At 61.1% G+C, this 15,572-nt stretch carries 23 protein-coding genes and 1 pseudogene; 22 read left to right on the forward strand and 2 right to left on the reverse strand.

Annotated elements, in window-relative coordinates:
- Positions 1-10: 10 nt before the first annotated feature.
- The 22 genes and pseudogenes from OZ428_RS25420 to OZ428_RS25525 all read left to right on the forward strand — a co-directional run bounded on the left by OZ428_RS25420 (position 11) and on the right by OZ428_RS25525 (position 14,915).
- On the forward strand, positions 11-364 hold the full coding sequence (locus OZ428_RS25420; protein WP_122748500.1) for a putative holin: 354 nt from the start codon (positions 11-13) through the stop codon (positions 362-364).
- A gap of 1 nt (position 365) precedes the next feature.
- Entirely contained in the window at positions 366-644 is a 279-nt protein-coding gene (locus tag OZ428_RS25425; RefSeq protein ID WP_046035110.1) for a phage holin family protein, read from the forward strand.
- Positions 641-1,486 (forward strand): N-acetylmuramidase family protein, encoded by an 846-nt coding sequence (locus OZ428_RS25430; protein WP_269131708.1) that lies wholly within the window; start codon positions 641-643, stop codon positions 1,484-1,486. Before OZ428_RS25425 ends, OZ428_RS25430 begins: the two co-directional genes overlap by 4 nt.
- A complete protein-coding gene (locus OZ428_RS25435) occupies positions 1,483-1,686 on the forward strand; it encodes a hypothetical protein (protein ID WP_269131709.1) in 204 nt (67 codons plus the stop codon). Before OZ428_RS25430 ends, OZ428_RS25435 begins: the two co-directional genes overlap by 4 nt.
- Before the next feature lie 47 nt (positions 1,687-1,733).
- A pseudogene (locus tag OZ428_RS25440) lies at positions 1,734-2,048 on the forward strand (Rz-like lysis system protein LysB); the annotation flags it as partial.
- Complete coding sequence (lysC, locus tag OZ428_RS25445) at positions 2,014-2,226, forward strand: Rz1-like lysis system protein LysC (RefSeq protein ID WP_240040482.1); 213 nt, start codon at positions 2,014-2,016, stop codon at positions 2,224-2,226. The pseudogene OZ428_RS25440 and the gene lysC, both read left to right, overlap by 35 nt.
- The gene (locus tag OZ428_RS25450) at positions 2,223-2,705 is read left to right on the forward strand and encodes a phage tail protein (protein WP_269131710.1); all 483 of its coding nucleotides are present in this window, start codon (positions 2,223-2,225) and stop codon (positions 2,703-2,705) included. The genes lysC and OZ428_RS25450 overlap by 4 nt, the downstream gene beginning before the upstream one ends.
- Positions 2,695-3,153 (forward strand): phage virion morphogenesis protein, encoded by a 459-nt coding sequence (locus tag OZ428_RS25455; protein WP_269131711.1) that lies wholly within the window; start codon positions 2,695-2,697, stop codon positions 3,151-3,153. The genes OZ428_RS25450 and OZ428_RS25455 overlap by 11 nt, the downstream gene beginning before the upstream one ends.
- Positions 3,154-3,214: 61 nt before the next feature.
- The gene (locus OZ428_RS25460) at positions 3,215-3,787 is read left to right on the forward strand and encodes a phage baseplate assembly protein V (RefSeq protein WP_269134222.1); all 573 of its coding nucleotides are present in this window, start codon (positions 3,215-3,217) and stop codon (positions 3,785-3,787) included.
- Positions 3,784-4,128: a GPW/gp25 family protein gene (locus OZ428_RS25465; protein WP_154845354.1), complete on the forward strand. Its 345-nt coding sequence runs from the start codon at positions 3,784-3,786 to the stop codon at positions 4,126-4,128. The genes OZ428_RS25460 and OZ428_RS25465 overlap by 4 nt, the downstream gene beginning before the upstream one ends.
- Positions 4,125-5,036 (forward strand): baseplate J/gp47 family protein, encoded by a 912-nt coding sequence (locus OZ428_RS25470; protein WP_269131712.1) that lies wholly within the window; start codon positions 4,125-4,127, stop codon positions 5,034-5,036. The genes OZ428_RS25465 and OZ428_RS25470 overlap by 4 nt, the downstream gene beginning before the upstream one ends.
- Positions 5,036-5,653, forward strand: a complete 618-nt coding sequence (locus tag OZ428_RS25475; RefSeq protein ID WP_269131713.1) for a phage tail protein I — start codon at positions 5,036-5,038, stop codon at positions 5,651-5,653. The genes OZ428_RS25470 and OZ428_RS25475 overlap by 1 nt, the downstream gene beginning before the upstream one ends.
- Positions 5,650-7,227, forward strand: a complete 1,578-nt coding sequence (locus OZ428_RS25480; RefSeq protein ID WP_269131714.1) for a phage tail protein — start codon at positions 5,650-5,652, stop codon at positions 7,225-7,227. Before OZ428_RS25475 ends, OZ428_RS25480 begins: the two co-directional genes overlap by 4 nt.
- Before the next feature lie 12 nt (positions 7,228-7,239).
- Positions 7,240-7,797: a DUF4376 domain-containing protein gene (locus OZ428_RS25485; RefSeq protein ID WP_269131715.1), complete on the forward strand. Its 558-nt coding sequence runs from the start codon at positions 7,240-7,242 to the stop codon at positions 7,795-7,797.
- Positions 7,794-8,171, forward strand: coding sequence for a DUF1353 domain-containing protein (locus tag OZ428_RS25490; protein WP_269131716.1), 378 nt, complete (start codon positions 7,794-7,796; stop codon positions 8,169-8,171). Before OZ428_RS25485 ends, OZ428_RS25490 begins: the two co-directional genes overlap by 4 nt.
- A 108-nt stretch (positions 8,172-8,279) precedes the next feature.
- Positions 8,280-9,455 carry a phage tail sheath protein gene (locus tag OZ428_RS25495; protein ID WP_154845359.1) on the forward strand — a complete coding sequence of 392 codons (1,176 nt, stop codon included), beginning with the start codon at positions 8,280-8,282 and terminating at the stop codon, positions 9,453-9,455.
- Positions 9,456-9,512: 57 nt separating this feature from the next.
- Entirely contained in the window at positions 9,513-10,028 is a 516-nt protein-coding gene (locus tag OZ428_RS25500) for a phage major tail tube protein (RefSeq protein WP_105522424.1), read from the forward strand.
- Between the two features lie 50 nt (positions 10,029-10,078).
- Positions 10,079-10,414, forward strand: a complete 336-nt coding sequence (locus tag OZ428_RS25505; RefSeq protein ID WP_269131717.1) for a phage tail assembly protein — start codon at positions 10,079-10,081, stop codon at positions 10,412-10,414.
- Between the two features lie 8 nt (positions 10,415-10,422).
- Entirely contained in the window at positions 10,423-10,542 is a 120-nt protein-coding gene (locus tag OZ428_RS25510; protein ID WP_083207100.1) for a GpE family phage tail protein, read from the forward strand.
- Positions 10,532-13,207: a phage tail tape measure protein gene (locus OZ428_RS25515; protein ID WP_269131718.1), complete on the forward strand. Its 2,676-nt coding sequence runs from the start codon at positions 10,532-10,534 to the stop codon at positions 13,205-13,207. Before OZ428_RS25510 ends, OZ428_RS25515 begins: the two co-directional genes overlap by 11 nt.
- 5 nt (positions 13,208-13,212) lie before the next feature.
- Complete coding sequence (locus OZ428_RS25520; protein WP_213552085.1) at positions 13,213-13,653, forward strand: phage tail protein; 441 nt, start codon at positions 13,213-13,215, stop codon at positions 13,651-13,653.
- Positions 13,650-14,915: a phage late control D family protein gene (locus OZ428_RS25525; protein ID WP_269131719.1), complete on the forward strand. Its 1,266-nt coding sequence runs from the start codon at positions 13,650-13,652 to the stop codon at positions 14,913-14,915. Before OZ428_RS25520 ends, OZ428_RS25525 begins: the two co-directional genes overlap by 4 nt.
- Positions 14,916-14,958: 43 nt before the next feature.
- Here OZ428_RS25525 and OZ428_RS25530 read toward each other — a convergent pair whose 3' ends face one another.
- Both OZ428_RS25530 and OZ428_RS25535 read right to left on the reverse strand, forming a co-directional pair.
- On the reverse strand, positions 14,959-15,123 hold the full coding sequence (locus tag OZ428_RS25530; RefSeq protein ID WP_269131720.1) for a hypothetical protein: 165 nt from the start codon (positions 15,121-15,123) through the stop codon (positions 14,959-14,961).
- 109 nt (positions 15,124-15,232) lie between these two features.
- Positions 15,233-15,568 carry a DUF2511 domain-containing protein gene (locus tag OZ428_RS25535; protein WP_269131721.1) on the reverse strand — a complete coding sequence of 112 codons (336 nt, stop codon included), beginning with the start codon at positions 15,566-15,568 and terminating at the stop codon, positions 15,233-15,235.
- Positions 15,569-15,572 lie beyond the last annotated feature (4 nt).

The following is a 15,572-nucleotide window of genomic DNA, read 5'->3' on the forward strand; positions in this document are numbered from 1 at the left end:
AAACCACACCATGGCTGATCCGACTTCCAGCGTTGTGACTGGCCTGCTCATTGGTTTGGGCCTGTCCACCGTAACGCCCGTTATCGACGACGGGGCGCTATTCGGCGCCATCCTCGGCGCCTGGCTGGTTACCAGTACCAAGCGCGACCTCAAAGTCTGGCAGCGGCTGGGCTCACTGTTCCTGTCGGCCGGCGTGGGTTACCTGTTTGCGCCCATGGCCTTACAGGCAATTCCGTTTATCACCAGCGGCGGCAGTGCATTTCTCTGTGCCCTGGTGGTCATCCCGATCAGCATCAAGCTGATGGTGTGGGTGGAAAAAGCGGACATCTGGGACATCTGGCGTCGAATCAGAGGGGGCACCTGACATGCCAAACATCGAATTGGCCGTGCAGTTGATCGCGGCGATTGCCTATCTGCTGAGTGCCCTGCGCCTGGCCTGCTACACCAGAGGCGATGCGCGGTACCGGCGCAGCATCTCACTGCTGGCAAGCCTGTTTGGCGCCACGTTGTGCATCTGCGGTCTGGAGATTCTGCTGGAGCGCCAGCCCACCAGCCTCGGGCAGGCCGCTGCCATCGTGTTGCTCTGCATCCTGATTTTCCGTTCACGCGGCAACGTCGCCGCCCTGTTGAGGCCCAGCGCATGACAACCACCCTTCGCCACGGCGACCGCTCGCAAGCAGTGCTGATGCTGCAAAAGAACCTCAACAAGCACGGTGCCAACCTCTACCCTGATGGTGTGTTCGGCGACGACACTGAATCGGCTGTTCGCGCTTACCAGCTGAAAGTCGGCCTGGTCGTCGATGGCGCCGCCGGCGAAAAGACCCAAACCAGCCTGGCCGGTGGCGACTGCACGCAGCTGCTGCGCAACAATGACCTGGTGGCCGCTGCCGAACGCCTCGACGTTCCGTTGGCGAGCATCTATGCGGTCAATGAAGTGGAATCGAAGGGCAAGGGCTTTCTCGACAACGGCAAGCCGGTGATCCTGTTCGAACGGCACATCATGTACCGCCAGCTCGCCACGGCACGACATGCCGGCGATGACGCGGCCGAACTCAAGCGTCACGCGGACCAGCTCGCCACCGCCAACCCTGCCCTGGTCAACCCGAAGCCCGGCGGATACATCGGCGGTACCTCCGAACACCAGCGCCTGGCCATGGCCCGCCTGATCGACGACACAGCCGCACTGGAGTCGGCTTCCTGGGGAGCGTTCCAGATCATGGGCTTTCATTGGAGGCGCCTCGGCTACGCCAGCGTGCAGGCCTTCGTCGCGGCAATGACTGCCGGCGAATCGCAGCAGCTCGACGCCTTCACCCGCTTCATCGAAACCGACCCGGTGCTGCACAAGGCGCTGAAGGGCCGCAAATGGGCCGAGTTCGCAAGGCTCTACAACGGGCCAGATTACTTGCGGAACCTCTACGACACCAAGCTCCAGCGCGCCTACGAGCGGCACGCCGCCTGCGAGTGTGGCAAAGGAGTGGCGGCATGATCGACTTCAAAGCGCTGCAAAAGCTGCGGGTAAGGGACGGTGACCTGCTGGTGGTACCGGAGTCGACCGAACAAAGCGATATGGAGTTGTTGGCCGAAGCCATCCAGATCATGAACGGCGCACGGGCCGTAATCGTGCGCGGCCCGATCAAACAACTCGATACCGCCGACATGAACAAGCTCGGCTGGTACCGCGCGTGAGCACGCTGCGCCAGGCCCTATATGGCCTCGCCCTGCTCGGCGCTCTGGTGCTGCTGATCTGGGTCCAAGAAACACGCATCGACGTCGCTGAAGGCAAAACCGAACGGGCACAAGATGCGGCCAAGTCCGCCCGCGACGACGCCGACCGCAACCTGAAAACCGCCAATGCCCTCGCCGATACCCTGAAACAGGAACGCGACGCACAGAGCACCCTGCGCGGCCAGCAGGACCAGCTGCGCCAGAGCCTGGCCAAACGCGAGCGAACAATAGAGGAGCTGAAACGTGAAAACGACGAACTACGCGACTGGGCTACTCAGCTTTTGCCTGATGCTGCTCGCCGGCTGCGCGAGCGCCCCGCCCTCACCGGCGCCGCCGCTTATCGTGACTGGCTGTCCGGCCGTGGTGCCGTGCCACCTGCCGGCGACAAGCCCCCTCAACAACGGTGACCTATTGACCGACGAAGACCGCGCCGAAGCTGCCTGGGCTGACTGCGCGGCGCAGGTCGACATGGTCTACAAACACCAGCAGGCCAACCCATGAATAAGCCGGAAAGCCTACGCGCCCACCTGCTGGCCACCGTCGCCGAGTTCAAGCACAACCCCGACCGTCTGCTGATATTCATCGACAACGGCAAGGTCCGTTGCACCGCCGCACACACCCTGTCGTTTGAATACAGCTTTGACCTGCAGATTATCCTCACCGAGTTCGCCGGACACCCCGACAGCGTGATCCTGCCGATCCTGGGTTGGCTGAGCGTGAATCAGTCCGAGCTGCTGGAAAACCTCGACAAGGCCAAGGACGGCATACAGTTCGAAGCCGACATCCTGGACAAGAACAAGGTGGACCTCAGCATTACCCTGCAACTGACAGAGCGGGTTGTCGTGGGGGAGGATGGCCAGGGCAAAACCACCGTGAAGCATCCGAACGAACCGCAGTACGTGGCTGGCTACCTAGATCCGAACTGGAAACCGGGTGCCCAGGGCAATACCAGTGAGTGGAGGGTGCCTGGTGGCGAATAACCTGGAAGCACTGGAGACATGGGCGGCGGTGCTGCTGGATCGGCTGGAACCGGCCGAGCGCGGCAAACTGGCTCGGAACATTGGCCAGGAGCTGCGCCGCAGTCAGCAGAAGCGCGTGATGGCACAGGAAAACCCTGACGGGACCAAGTTTGCGCCACGCAAACAGCGAAACCTTCGTGGGAAACAAGGTCGCGTTCGGCGCAAGCTGGCGATGTTCAAAAAACTGCGGACTGCGTCATACCTGAAGGTTCGTGGTGACAGTAACGCCATTACCGTTGGTTTCACCGGGCGTATCGCCCGGATTGCCAGGGTTCACCAGTTCGGTTTGAAAGATCGTGCAGAGCGCGGAGCTCCAGATGTGCGATATGAACAACGTGAGGTGCTTGGCTTTACAGATGCCGACCTTGATTTGATCCGTGATGGTTTGCTTGCGCACCTGACACTGTAATTCCCCTCCCTACAAGGTGATGAAGCTGCGCTCGCACGCGCGTGGCGCCACCATCGGCGCCATGAACGACTTCGCCGCCCTCTCCCGCATGCTCGAAAACCTCATCCGCTTCGGCGTAATCGCCGCCGTGCAGATGGAGCCCCCGCGCGTGCAGGTAAAAACCGGAAAGCTGACCACCACCTGGCTGCCTTGGCTCGCCCTGCGCGCCGGTGCTGATCAAGAGTGGGATCCACCCACCGAAGGCGAACAGGTGATTCTTTTGAGCCCATCCGGGCAGCTCGCCAACGGCATCGTAGTAACCGGCCTGTTCAGTGACCACATTCCCGCAAATGGTAACCGCGCCGGCCTGCACCGTCGCACCTATGCCGACGGCGCGGTGATCGAGTACGACAGCGTCGCCCATCACCTGAATGCCACCCTACCCGACAGCGGCACCACCAGCCTGGTGAGCAAGGGCGGGATCAACATCATCGGCCCCATCAATCACCAGGGCGATTACAACCAAACCGGCAACCAGAACGTGGTCGGCCTGGTGACCGTCTCCGAAGACGTGGTCGCGGCCACCATCAGCCTGGTCAAGCACCTGCACGGCGGGGTGCTGGTGGGCAGCGCGAAGACGGGGAAACCAGAATGAACCGCGAAACCGGCGCAACCATCAGCGACCTGGACCACATCGGCCAGAGCATCACGGACATTCTCACCACCCGCATCGGCACGCGCGTGATGCGCCGCGAATACGGCAGCCTGCTGCCCGAGCTGGTCGACCATCCCTTCAATGACGCTACGCGCCTACGCGTTTACGCGGGCTCAGTCATGGCGTTAATGCGTTGGGAGACCCGTATCAGCCTCAGTCGCGTGCAGTTCCTCGGCGCGAACCTGCAAGGGCAGTCCGTGCTTGATCTGGAGGGCTCCGTCGTCGACACCAATGAACCCTTTAGCCTGAGCCTGCCACTGCAACTGGGGGGAAGCGTATGAATTCCTTTGCCGCGATTGACCTCAGCCAGCTCCCGGCGCCGCAGATCGTCGAGCAGATCGACTTCGAATTGATCCTGGCCGAGCGCAAGGCCTACATGATCAGCCTGTGGCCGATCGAGGAACAGGAGCAGATTGCAGCGCGCCTCGACATGGAATCGGAACCTCTGGCAAAGCTGCTGCAGGAGAACGCCTACCGCGAAACCATCTGGCGTCAGAGGGTGAATGAGGCGTCCATGGCGAACCTGCTGGCCTTTGCCAAAGGCCCCGATCTGGACCAGTTGGCGGGTAACTTTAACGTCCAGCGCCTGGTGGTTCAGGAAGCCAAGCCCATGGCGGTCCCGCCTCTCGCGCGGATTATGGAAAGCGACGACAGCTTGCGTGAACGGGCGCAAATGGCCTGGGAGGGCCTGAGCACCGCCGGCCCGCGCCAGAGCTACATATTCCACGCCCGAGGGGCAGACGGCCGGGTTGCCGACGCCACCGCCGAGAGCCCATCACCTGCCGTGGCGGTGGTTACCGTGCAGGCCTTGCTTGGCGACGGCGGCGCGCCTGCCGATCTGGTCACCGCTGTCCAAGAGTACCTGAGCGACGATGACCGCCGCCCCGTCGCCGACCGCCTGACCGTGCAGGGCGCAGAGATCATCCGTTACCAGGTCAACGCCAAGCTGTACCTGTTGACCAGTGGCCCCGAGTCGGAACCGATCCTGGCTGCGGCTGAACAACGCTTGCTGGCCTACGTCCACCAACGCCGGCGTCTGGCAATGGAAGTGTCGGAATCCGCCCTGCACGCCGCGCTGTTCGTCGAAGGTGTGCGCAAGGTAGAGCTGGAAAACTGGGTCGATATCGTCGCCACCAAAGCCCAGGCGCCCTACTGCGACAGCGTCACCATCACGCGGGGTGCCGAGTAATGGGCGCCCAGCAGCTACTACCGAAAAACTCCACATCGCTTGAGAGCCTGGCTGCGCAGGCCCTCGCGCAAATCCAGCGCGTACCGATCCCTCTGCGACAGCTGTGCAACCCGAACACCTGCCCGGTGACGGTTCTGCCCTACCTGGCATGGGCTTTCTCCGTCGATCGCTGGGACAGCAACTGGAGCGAAGCCACCAAGCGCGCGGCCATCCGTTCATCCCGCTACATCCACGCGCACAAAGGCACCATCGGCGCACTGCGCCGCGTGGTCGAGCCCTTGGGCTACCTGATCGAGGTGATGGAGTGGTGGCAGACCGTACCGGAAGGCGTGCCCGGCACCTTTGCGTTGAAGGTCGGTGTGCTGGACACCGGCATCACCGAAGAAATGTATCAGGAGCTGACCTGGCTGATCGATGACGCCAAACCGCTCACCCGGCCACTGACCGGCCTGGCCATCAGCCTGGAAAGCACCGGCTCCGTGTACATCGGGGCCTGCGTTTACGAAGGCGACGAACTCAGCGTTTACCCACCGACCCAGAGCGATATCGACGTCAGCGGCGTGTACCGCATCAGTGGCCGCGAACACCATATCGACACGATGGACATTTACCCATGACTGACCTAAACACCAAGTTCTTCGCGATCCTCACTGCTGTCGGCGAGGCCAAACAGGCGAACGCCGCCGCACTCGGCACGGCCTGGACCTTTGCGCAGATGGCTGTGGGGGATGCCAATGGCACCGACCCTATCCCCAGCCGCACCCAAACCAAACTAATCAACGAGCTGCGGCGTGCGCCGCTTAATCAGGTGAAGGTCGACCCGACCAACGCCAGTGTGATCATTGCTGAACAGATCATCCCGGAGAGCGTAGGTGGTTGGTGGGTGCGTGAGATTGCCCTGTACGACGCGGATGGCGACATGGTGGCCGTGGCCAACTGCGCCCCGACCTACAAGCCGTTACTCTCCCAAGGGTCCGGTCGGACACAGGTGATTCGGATCAACCTGATTGTCAGCAGCACCGCGAACATTGAGTTGAAGATTGACCCGAGCGTGGTACTGGCGACTCGCGAGTACGTCGACACTTCGGTCAGCGAAGCCATCGCGAAGATGGACTTCAAGCATTCCGTGTTGGTGGCAACTACCGCCAACATCGTGCTGAGCGGCATTCAGACTGTCGACGGGGTGTTGCTGCCGGTTGGTGCACGGGTGCTGGTGAAGGATCAAGCCGAAGCCAAAGACAACGGGATCTATGTCATTCCAGCGGCGGGTGCCTGGAAGCGCTCGCTGGATGCAGACACCAGCGGCGAGGTGACGCCGGGGCTGTTAGTCAGCGTAGAAAAAGGGACTGTCAGCGGCGACAGCGTTTGGCAGCTGGTAACTGATGCCCCCATCGTCCTGGGCACCACTGACCTAGCGTTTGAAATGGTTGCTGGCCGTACCGGTGTTACAGCCGGCACTTTCCGAAGCGTAACCGTCGACAAGTACGGCCGTGTTATCGCGGGTACCACACCCAACAGCCTGTCTGCGTACGGCATTGATGTTGCCACAAAAGAGGAGGCTGAAGCCCAAGCAGCACAGGACAACACCAAGCCAATGACAGCGTTGCGGGTTTGGCAGGCGATTGTTGCCCGAGTCACTCAGGCGACTGAAACGGCGTTTGGGTGGGCCAAGGTCGCCACGCAAACCCAAACCAATAGCGGCAGTGATGACACAGCCTTTATCACTCCGAAGAAGTTCTCGACTGCCCTCGCGGCATTAATTGTTCAAGCGACAGAGCTTATTTCCGGCATTGCCAAGGTCGCCACTCAGACCCAAACCAACTCGGGACTAGACGACACAACGTTCGTCACGCCCAAAAAGCTGCGTTGGGGCGTCGCATATAGCGCCGCTGTAAATGGCTACCTATGTCTTCCGACATGGCTTGGTGGATTTATCTTTCAATGGGGAGTGATTCCCGAAACTACAAAGGCTTCTGAAGCCGACTTTGCGTTGGTTTCATTGCAGCTTGCGTTCCCAACTGCGCCTCTTTTTGCTGTTGGTCAGGTCACTGCCCTGAGCGGTACGGCTGGATCCTGTGATAGTTGGGCCTCGCTCAAATCGATAACTACTACAACGGCTCAGTTTTTTGGGAGTAGTAACATTTCCATCACGCACACCTACGGGCTTCGTTGGTTTGCTTTGGGTTATTGAAGGGGGTTATTAGTGAAACGTTTATATAGCCAGACAACAGGAACCTGCTACCTGGAAGCTGTTCATGCGCAAATACCTAAGGATGCGGTTGAGATAACCGAGCAGTTATACATGTCCGTTATCGGCGATCCCGCCCCGGGTAAGGTTCGAGCTCATGACGATAACGGGCTTCCCTATCTAATCGACGCGCCGGTATCGCCGATAGTGGTGACAGGTAGCCAGATCGATGCGGAGCGTGACCGCCGGATCGATGCTGGTGTGATGTTCGGTGGCGTGCTCTATCAGTCGAAAACAACTGACCGGGAAAATATCGCCGGGGCAGCACAGATGGCATTCATGGCGGTAGTGGGAGGTGTTCAGCCTGGGAACCTGCGCTGGTCAAACCCCGACCAAGACTTCGCCTGGATCTGCGCCGAAAACACCCTGGTACCGATGGACGCACAGACCGTTGTGGAGTTCGGGCGAGCCGCCGCCCTGCGGAAGTCGGAACTGATCTACGCCGGTCGCGCATTGAAGGATCTGCCGGAGATTCCTGAGAACTTCACCGACGACGTGTGGTGGCCGGCGTGAGCAAGTTCCTGAACACCCTCAAAACCGAACAGGACGGCAAGTGGGAACGCACGCTGCTGGACGAGCTGTCGCTGCAGGATGACGAGCACGGCCTGATCACGGTACCGTCGGGCTTCAGGACCGACTTCGCCAGCATCCGTTTCTTGCACAACATATTCCTGTTCGTGCTGTACGCGCTGCTCGCCGGCTACGGTAACTACGCCGCCACCGTGCACGACTGGCTCTACACCACCGGCCCCCTCACGCGCAAACAGGCTGACGCTGTGTTGTACCGTGGCTTGCGCGCCGAAGGGATCGCACGCTGGCGGGCCTGGCTGTTCTGGGCCGGTGTACGCATTGGCGGCGCTAAGCGCTACAAGATCACTCCCGCCTGATCGTCCGCCACCTGTAACCCCCTTTCCTACAAGTCCGCACGCTCGCCCATCCGGCGCGCGCGCGGCAGCCTGTGCACTGTCATTCCATCACAGCGCAGGCAACCACCCATGGCCGGTTCAGACTATCTCCACGGCGTGCGGGTTCTCGAACTCAACGACGGCACCCGCCCCATTCGCACCATCGCAACCGCAGTCATCGGCCTGGTATGTACGGCTGAAGATGCAGATCCGCTCGCTTTCCCGCTGGACACCCCTGTCCTGCTGACCAATGTGCAAACTGCCATCGCCAAAGCCGGCGTCAAAGGTACCCTGGCGAAGAGCCTGCAGGCCATCGCCGACCAGACCAAGCCCTACACAATCGTGGTGCGGGTGAAGGAAGGCGCAGACGCAGCTGCTACCACCACCGCCCTGATCGGCACCACAACCGCCGACGGCAAATACACCGGCATGAAAGCCTTGCTCGCCGCCAAGGCCCGAGTGGGCATGACGCCACGCATTCTCGGCGTGCCAGGCCTCGACAGTCAGCCGGTGGCCACCGCCCTGGTATCGATTGCCCAGGACCTGCGCGCCTTCGCCTATGTCAGCGCGTGGGACTGCAAAACCAAGGAAGAGGTGGTCGCCTACCGCGAAAACTTCGGCGCCCGTGAGGTCATGGTGATCTGGCCAGAATTCCAGAACTGGGACACGGTCACCAGCGCGACAGTCACCGCGTCGGCGGTGGCCCGCGCCTTGGGCCTGCGCGCAAAGATCGACAAGGAAACCGGCTGGCACAAGACACTCTCCAACGTCGCGGTCAACGGCGTGACCGGAATCAGCGCCGACGTGTTCTGGGACCTGCAAAACCCGGCCACCGACGCCAACTACCTCAACAGCAACGAGGTCACCACCCTGATCAACGAGGGTGGCTTCCGCTTCTGGGGCAGCCGCACGTGCAGCGACGACCCGCTGTTCGCGTTCGAAAACTACACCCGTACTGCGCAGATCATCGCCGACACCATGGCCGAGGCACACATGTGGGCTATGGACAAGCCAATGCACGCGTCCCTGGTCAAAGACATCATCAACGGGATCAACGCCAAGTTCCGCGAGCTGATCGCCCAGGGCTACCTGATCGGCGGGCAGTGCTGGTACCCGGAAGACATCAACGATAAGGACACCCTCAAGGCCGGCAAGCTGACCCTCGACTACGACTACACCCCCGTGCCGCCCCTGGAAGACCTCACCTTGCGTCAGCGCATCACCGACCGCTACCTGATGCAGTTCGCCGCCGCAATCGCTGCTTAAACCGGGCCTCCCCGCGAGGGGAGTTAACCCCGTGCCATAACCCCGGAGATCCCCGCCATGGCCATGCCTCACAAACTGAAAAACATGAACCTGTTCAACGATGGCGGCAGCTACGCAGGCAAGGTCAAGACCGTCACCCTGCCCGCCTTGGGCCGCAAGATGGAGGCCTGGCGCGCCGCCGGCATGAATGGCCCGGTCAAGGCTGACCTGGGCATGTCCGACGACGGCATCCAGCTGGAATGGAAGCTGGGCGGCCTGGACCTGATCGTGCTCAAGCAGTTCGGCGCGGTCAACGCAGCGGGTATTCCGCTGCGTTTCGCCGGTGCCTTCCAGCAGGACGACACCGGTGAAATCAGCGCCGTAGAGGTGACCGTTCGCGGCCGTCACGAAACCATTGAAATGGGTGACGCCACACCAGGTGAAGACACCGAGCACTCCGTCACCACCACTTGCACCTACTACAAGCTGACCGTCGACAACGAAGACATCATCGAAATCGACCTGCTGAACTTCATCGAAAAGGTCGGCGGCGTCGACATGCTGGAGAAACAGCGCAGCGCCATCGGCCTTTGATCGGCGGCATCGATCGCTAATCGCATACCCACATCCACAGGAGCTTTCCCATGAAACCCGCAGCTACCGAACAACCAGACGTACAACCCCTGGCCGACGACAACACCGTCATCCTCGACACGCCGATCCGCCGTGGCACCACCAGCATCGACAGCATCACCCTGCGCAAGCCCAACTCGGGCGAACTGCGTGGCGTGAGCCTGTCCGAACTGTTGCAGATGGACGTCAACAGCCTGGTCAAGGTGGTGCCGCGTATCAGCAGTCCAACCCTCACTGCCATTGAAGTCACGTCGATGGACCCTGCCGATCTGTTCGCGCTCGGCACCAAGGTGTGCGGTTTTTTGTTACAGAAATCGATGAAGACGGACGCATCCCTCGTTGCGTAGAGGACGCCATGGCCGACCTGGCCGTGGTTTTTCACTGGGCACCGGCTGATATGGATCAGTTGGGCCTGAAGGAACTGATGGACTGGCGCGAGCGCGCCAGGGTGCGGAGCTCCACCGATGGCAAATGATCTGAGACTTCAGGTGCTGCTCAGTACCATCGACAAGGCTACCCGCCCGCTGAAGCACATCAGCGAAGGGGGCATCGAGACAGCGCGTGCCCTCAAGGCTGCTCGCGACCGCCTGAAAGAACTCACCTCCCAGCAGAAAGACGTCAGCGCCTGGCGGGCTCAGCGAGCAGCTGCCGAGCAAACCGGTGCTTCGCTCACTGCTGCACGCGATCGAGTCAAATCCCTCAGCCAGGAACTCGCCGCGACCGACGCGCCGACCAGGGCAATGACCCGCAGCTTCCAGGCAGCGGTGCGCGAGGCCACCCGGCTCAAGCAGCAGCACCAGCAACAGAACGTGCAGTTGCAAGGGCTCCGATCGAAGCTCTACGACGCCGGCATCAGCACTAAAAATCTCGGTACCCACGAGCGCCAGCTTCGCGAGCAAATCAACTCCACCAACGCCAGCATCAGTACGCAATCCAAGCGCATGGCCGAGCTGAGTGCCCAGCATAAGCGTGCGGCGGCTGCTCGCAGCCAGATGGAGAAGTCCCAGCGCGCCGCCGGTAACCTTGCCGTGAACGGCGCCGCCGGCTTGGGTGTTGGCTACGCAGCCAGCCGCCCCATCGCCGCTGCAGTGAAAGCCTTTGCGCCCAATGAGGATTCCGCCACACAGCTCAAAGTGTCGATGATGGACGACACCGGCAAGGTATCGGAGGACTTCCAAAAAATCACCGACCTGGCCACCAAACTAGGTGACCGGTTGCCAGGCACCACCGCCGACTTCCAAAACATGATGACCATGCTCCGTCGCCAGGGCCTGAGTGCGCAGAGCATTCTCGGCGGGACCGGTGAGGCGGCAGCATACCTGGGCGTCCAGTTGAAGATGGAAGCCACAGAGGCGGCGGAGTTCGCGGCAAAAATGCAGGACGCCACGCGGACCACTGAAAAAGACATGATGGGCCTGATGGACACCATCCAGCGTGGCTTCTATGCCGGTGTGGACCCCGGCAACATGCTCCAGGGCTTCAGCAAGATCGCCCCGGTGATGGACGTGATCAAGAAGTCGGGGATTGATGCGGCCAAGGAACTGGCGCCGCTGCTGATCATGATGGACCAGGCCGGTATGGAAGGTAGTTCCGCCGGCAACGCCTTTCGCAAAATCTTCCAGGCCGGTCTCGACGAAGACCACGTCAACAGCGCCAACAAGATCGCGGCCGGCGGGAAGACTGGCGTGTCGTTCAAATTCACCGACGACAAGGGAAACTTTGCTGGCCTGGAGAACCTGTACGCCCAGGTGGAAAAGCTCAAGGCGTTCAACGACGTCGATCGCAACGCCATCATCAAAAAGCTATTCGGGGATGACGCTGAAACGCTGACAACCCTCAACACCATGATGAACAAGGGCCTTGCCGGGTATCAGGAGGTCCAGCAAAAACTGCAAACCCAGGCGGATCTGCGCACACGCGTCAACGAGCAGCTCAACACCCTGTCCAATGTTATGGAAGCCGCCGAGGGCAGCTTCACCAATGCCATGGCGGAATTCGGTGCAGCGGTAGCCCCGGACCTGAAGGATCTGATCAACACCTTGGGCGCAATCGCCAATAGCATCGGCACTTGGGCAAGGGAGAATCCCAAACTTGCTGGGGGCCTGGTCAAGGTCGTGGCTGCAATTGCCGCAATGGCATTCGTTTTCGGCGGTTTGGCGCTGACTATGGCAAGCATGCTGGGGCCGTTCGCAGTGCTGCGTTACGGCATGACCATGTTCGGTCTCCAGGGTGGCGGCATCACCAAAATGCTCGGCCGGTTGATGCCCACGCTGACCGGGCTGGCCCGCAATGCGTTCCCGATGTTTGCCCAGGGTGTTCGTATGGTCGCCTCAACAATGGGCGGCGCCCTGCTGACCGCCCTGCGCACCGTAGGCGTGGCTCTGTGGGGGCTGGCAGCGAACCCAATCGTTCTGATCATCGCCGCCGTTGTCGCCGCGCTCGCCGGCGGCGCCTACCTGATCTACAAAAACTGGGATGCGGTGAAGAACTACTTCGCCAATGCATGGACCGAGATCAAAGCGGGTTTCGATGGTGGGATCGGCGGCATCATCACCACCCTGGTCAACTTCAGCCCACTCGGCTTGGTGTACCAGGCGTTCGCCGGTGTGATGAGTTACCTGGGCATCGAACTACCCGGCCGCTTCACCGAATTCGGCGGCATGATCGTCAACGGCCTGATCAATGGGCTGACGGCCGGAATCGGCGCCGTAAAAGACGCCATCGGCTCGATCGGAGACGCCAGCATTGGTTGGTTCAAGGAGAAACTCGGCATCCACAGCCCTTCACGGGTGTTTGCGGAGCTGGGCGGATTCACCATGGCTGGGCTTACGCAGGGCCTTGAAGGAGGGCAGAAAGGACCGTTGAACGCCCTGACCAGCATGAGCAAGCAGATGACTGCCGCAGGCACGTTGGCCCTCGGTGCAACCGCCATGCCAGCGTTTGCCGTGGATAACGCGCCCCCGATCAGCGGATCGTCTGCAGCAGCCGTTTACGACAGCCACGACACCTACCAAATCACTATCACCGCAGGGCCTGGTACCGACATGCAAAGCTTGGAAAAAAGCCTGCGCACAATTCTGGCCCGCATCGAAAACGAAAAGAAAGCGCGTCAGCGCAGCAAACTCTCCGACCTGGAATAACCACCATGATGATGGCTCTCGGCATGTTCGTGTTCAGCCTCCACACCGCCGCCTACCAGGAGTTGCAACGCCAAACCGATTGGCGCCATGCCAGCAACAGCCGCATTGGTGCAGCGCCCGCGCGGCAATTCGTTGGCAGGGGCGAAGACGCCATCACCCTCCCCGGCATCCTCTTCCCCGAACTGGCCGGCACGGCTCTCAGCCTCGACTCACTACGCCTGATGGCAAACACTGGCAAGGCCTGGCCCATGGTCGAGGGCACCGGGCGGATCTACGGCCTATGGGTAATCGAAAGCCTCAGCGAAACCAGGACTATATTTTTCCCCGATGGCACGGCACGGCGCATTGAGTTCACCCTGAGCCTGAAGCGTACCGACGATGACCGTATCGACCTTCTCGGCGCCGGCACCAGCATCGGCGTCAACATCCTGCGGGGCCTACTGTGATCGAGCCCATCATTGCCAAGGTCACCGGTTACCTGCGGAACACCGCAGAACGCTTCGTCCGGGACGCCGCCTACCCGGTGCCGGCCTTCCGGCTCGCCGTCGATGGCCTGGACATCGCCCAAATCATCAGCCCGCGGTTGATGAGCCTGGAGCTGACCGACAATCGCGGCGTCGAGGCCGACCAACTCAGCATCACCCTCAGCGACCATGACGGCTTGCTGACGATTCCGCCCAAGGGTGCAGTGGTCCGATTGTGGCTGGGCTGGAGCGACACCGGCCTGGTGGACAAAGGCACCTACACCGTCGACGAGACCGAACATAGCGGTGCGCCCGACGTGCTCAGCATCCGCGCTCGATCAGCAGATCTGCGCAAGGGCCTGAAAACCAAGCGCGAGCGCAGCTGGAGCAATACCACGCTCGGCGACGTCCTGGGCGATATCGCCATCGGCAACGGACTCACCGCCACCATTTCCGGCGCGCTCGACGGCATGCCCATCCTGCAGCTCGACCAGGCGAACGAGTCCGACGCAAACCTGATCAGCCGCCTGGGCGAAGAGTTCGACGCGGTGGCCAGCGTCAAAGCCGGCTGCCTGCTGTGCCTGCCGGCGGGTGGCGGCAAGACGGCCAGTGGAATGGACCTACCCCACATCACCCTCACCCGCGCCGACGGCGACCAGCACCGCTACCTGCAAGCCGACCGCGACAGCTACGACGGCGTGCGCGCCTATTACTACGACGTGAACAGCGCCAAGAAACAGGAGGCAATCGCCGGCGGCGGCGACAATCTCAAAGATCTGCGACACACCTACAGCGACCAGCAATCCGCACTGCGCGCTGCCCGGGCGGAGTTCCGGCGCCTGCAACGTGGCAGCGCCACGCTGAGTTACACCCTGGCCATGGGCCGGCCGGATTTGATCCCCGAACTGACGTACACGCTCCAGGGCGTGAAGGCGGAGATCGACGAGATCATCTGGTACGGCGGCAACGTGCAGCACAGCCTTACTGACAGCGGTGGCTATACGGTGAGCCTGGAGCTGGAGAGCAAGCTGCCAGAGGACAATGTTGAAGACCTGGCAGAAGAGAATAGAGGCGATTACACAGGGATCATCGCGTACTACCGCGACCAGAAAAGCGGGAAGGAAAAGACGATTACGGCGGGGGATCAGGCGAAGCCGAGACGGCTACGTTGGTTGTATGCCAGTGAGAAGACGGCTAAGCGGGCCGTCGACCGGGAATGGAAGAAGATGCAGGCCACCGCTTAAGCACAGCAGAAACAAAAATCCCCCGGTTTTGCCGGGGGATTTTTTACTCATCCGGGACTTGGGAAAGCACCTCGGCGCAGCGTAGAACACGGTCCTGATTGGCGCCAGAGAGACGCCGGAACAATACCAGCAGCATCTGTTCCTTCAGATTGAGCACTCCGTCTTCCTGCTCCGATTGCGATCCCATTTCCCCCTGTTGATCCAACATGTCGCTATTACTCCTGTCGTCCGTAATATGCATGTGCTCATGCATAAAAAGACCTTACGGACAGATTGGAAAATGCAACCTTCGACCAACGCGAGTCTCGCGGGAGGCTCTATCCAGCGTAAGAGGGGCAGAGTTTCATGGCGCGAGCGGTGATCTCGCTGTAATCCATTGTGGTACCAGGCAAGCCTGCGTTTGGCTTGGTAATCGACCGCCCATCGAGCCAGCCATTCTTTGATGCCCTGGATCGCGCGCTGCCATTCAGCGCGTAAAGCTTCCCGTCTTCTGTTCTCACCAATGCCGACGGTGGCCCGTCGTGGCAAAGCAAATCGACCTTCTCTACGGTGAACGGCCATTTCACACCGTACTCGGCTTGACTGACTGTCTCGGTCTTTTCGCCACCGCAGCCAGCCAGCGCCAGCAAAATTGGAATCATCACACCACGCATCGCT

The sequence above is a fragment of the Pseudomonas sp. GXZC genome (genome assembly GCF_026967615.1).
GTDB lineage: Bacteria > Pseudomonadota > Gammaproteobacteria > Pseudomonadales > Pseudomonadaceae > Aquipseudomonas > Aquipseudomonas azotoformans_A.

Bases quoted from the DNA above. Each gene is read 5' to 3' on its own strand.
- OZ428_RS25420 (WP_122748500.1), top strand. From the start codon at position 11: ATGGCTGATCCGACTTCCAGCGTTGTGACTGGCCTGCTCATTGGTTTG.
- OZ428_RS25425 (WP_046035110.1), top strand. From the start codon at position 366: ATGCCAAACATCGAATTGGCCGTGCAGTTGATCGCGGCGATTGCCTAT.
- OZ428_RS25430 (WP_269131708.1), top strand. From the start codon at position 641: ATGACAACCACCCTTCGCCACGGCGACCGCTCGCAAGCAGTGCTGATG.
- OZ428_RS25435 (WP_269131709.1), top strand. From the start codon at position 1,483: ATGATCGACTTCAAAGCGCTGCAAAAGCTGCGGGTAAGGGACGGTGAC.
- lysC (WP_240040482.1), top strand. From the start codon at position 2,014: ATGCTGCTCGCCGGCTGCGCGAGCGCCCCGCCCTCACCGGCGCCGCCG.
- OZ428_RS25450 (WP_269131710.1), top strand. From the start codon at position 2,223: ATGAATAAGCCGGAAAGCCTACGCGCCCACCTGCTGGCCACCGTCGCC.
- OZ428_RS25460 (WP_269134222.1), top strand. From the start codon at position 3,215: ATGAACGACTTCGCCGCCCTCTCCCGCATGCTCGAAAACCTCATCCGC.
- OZ428_RS25465 (WP_154845354.1), top strand. From the start codon at position 3,784: ATGAACCGCGAAACCGGCGCAACCATCAGCGACCTGGACCACATCGGC.
- OZ428_RS25470 (WP_269131712.1), top strand. From the start codon at position 4,125: ATGAATTCCTTTGCCGCGATTGACCTCAGCCAGCTCCCGGCGCCGCAG.
- OZ428_RS25475 (WP_269131713.1), top strand. From the start codon at position 5,036: ATGGGCGCCCAGCAGCTACTACCGAAAAACTCCACATCGCTTGAGAGC.
- OZ428_RS25480 (WP_269131714.1), top strand. From the start codon at position 5,650: ATGACTGACCTAAACACCAAGTTCTTCGCGATCCTCACTGCTGTCGGC.
- OZ428_RS25495 (WP_154845359.1), top strand. From the start codon at position 8,280: ATGGCCGGTTCAGACTATCTCCACGGCGTGCGGGTTCTCGAACTCAAC.
- OZ428_RS25500 (WP_105522424.1), top strand. From the start codon at position 9,513: ATGGCCATGCCTCACAAACTGAAAAACATGAACCTGTTCAACGATGGC.
- OZ428_RS25505 (WP_269131717.1), top strand. From the start codon at position 10,079: ATGAAACCCGCAGCTACCGAACAACCAGACGTACAACCCCTGGCCGAC.
- OZ428_RS25510 (WP_083207100.1), top strand. From the start codon at position 10,423: ATGGCCGACCTGGCCGTGGTTTTTCACTGGGCACCGGCTGATATGGAT.
- OZ428_RS25515 (WP_269131718.1), top strand. From the start codon at position 10,532: ATGGCAAATGATCTGAGACTTCAGGTGCTGCTCAGTACCATCGACAAG.
- OZ428_RS25520 (WP_213552085.1), top strand. From the start codon at position 13,213: ATGATGATGGCTCTCGGCATGTTCGTGTTCAGCCTCCACACCGCCGCC.
- OZ428_RS25530 (WP_269131720.1), bottom strand. From the start codon at position 15,123: ATGTTGGATCAACAGGGGGAAATGGGATCGCAATCGGAGCAGGAAGAC.
- OZ428_RS25535 (WP_269131721.1), bottom strand. From the start codon at position 15,568: ATGCGTGGTGTGATGATTCCAATTTTGCTGGCGCTGGCTGGCTGCGGT.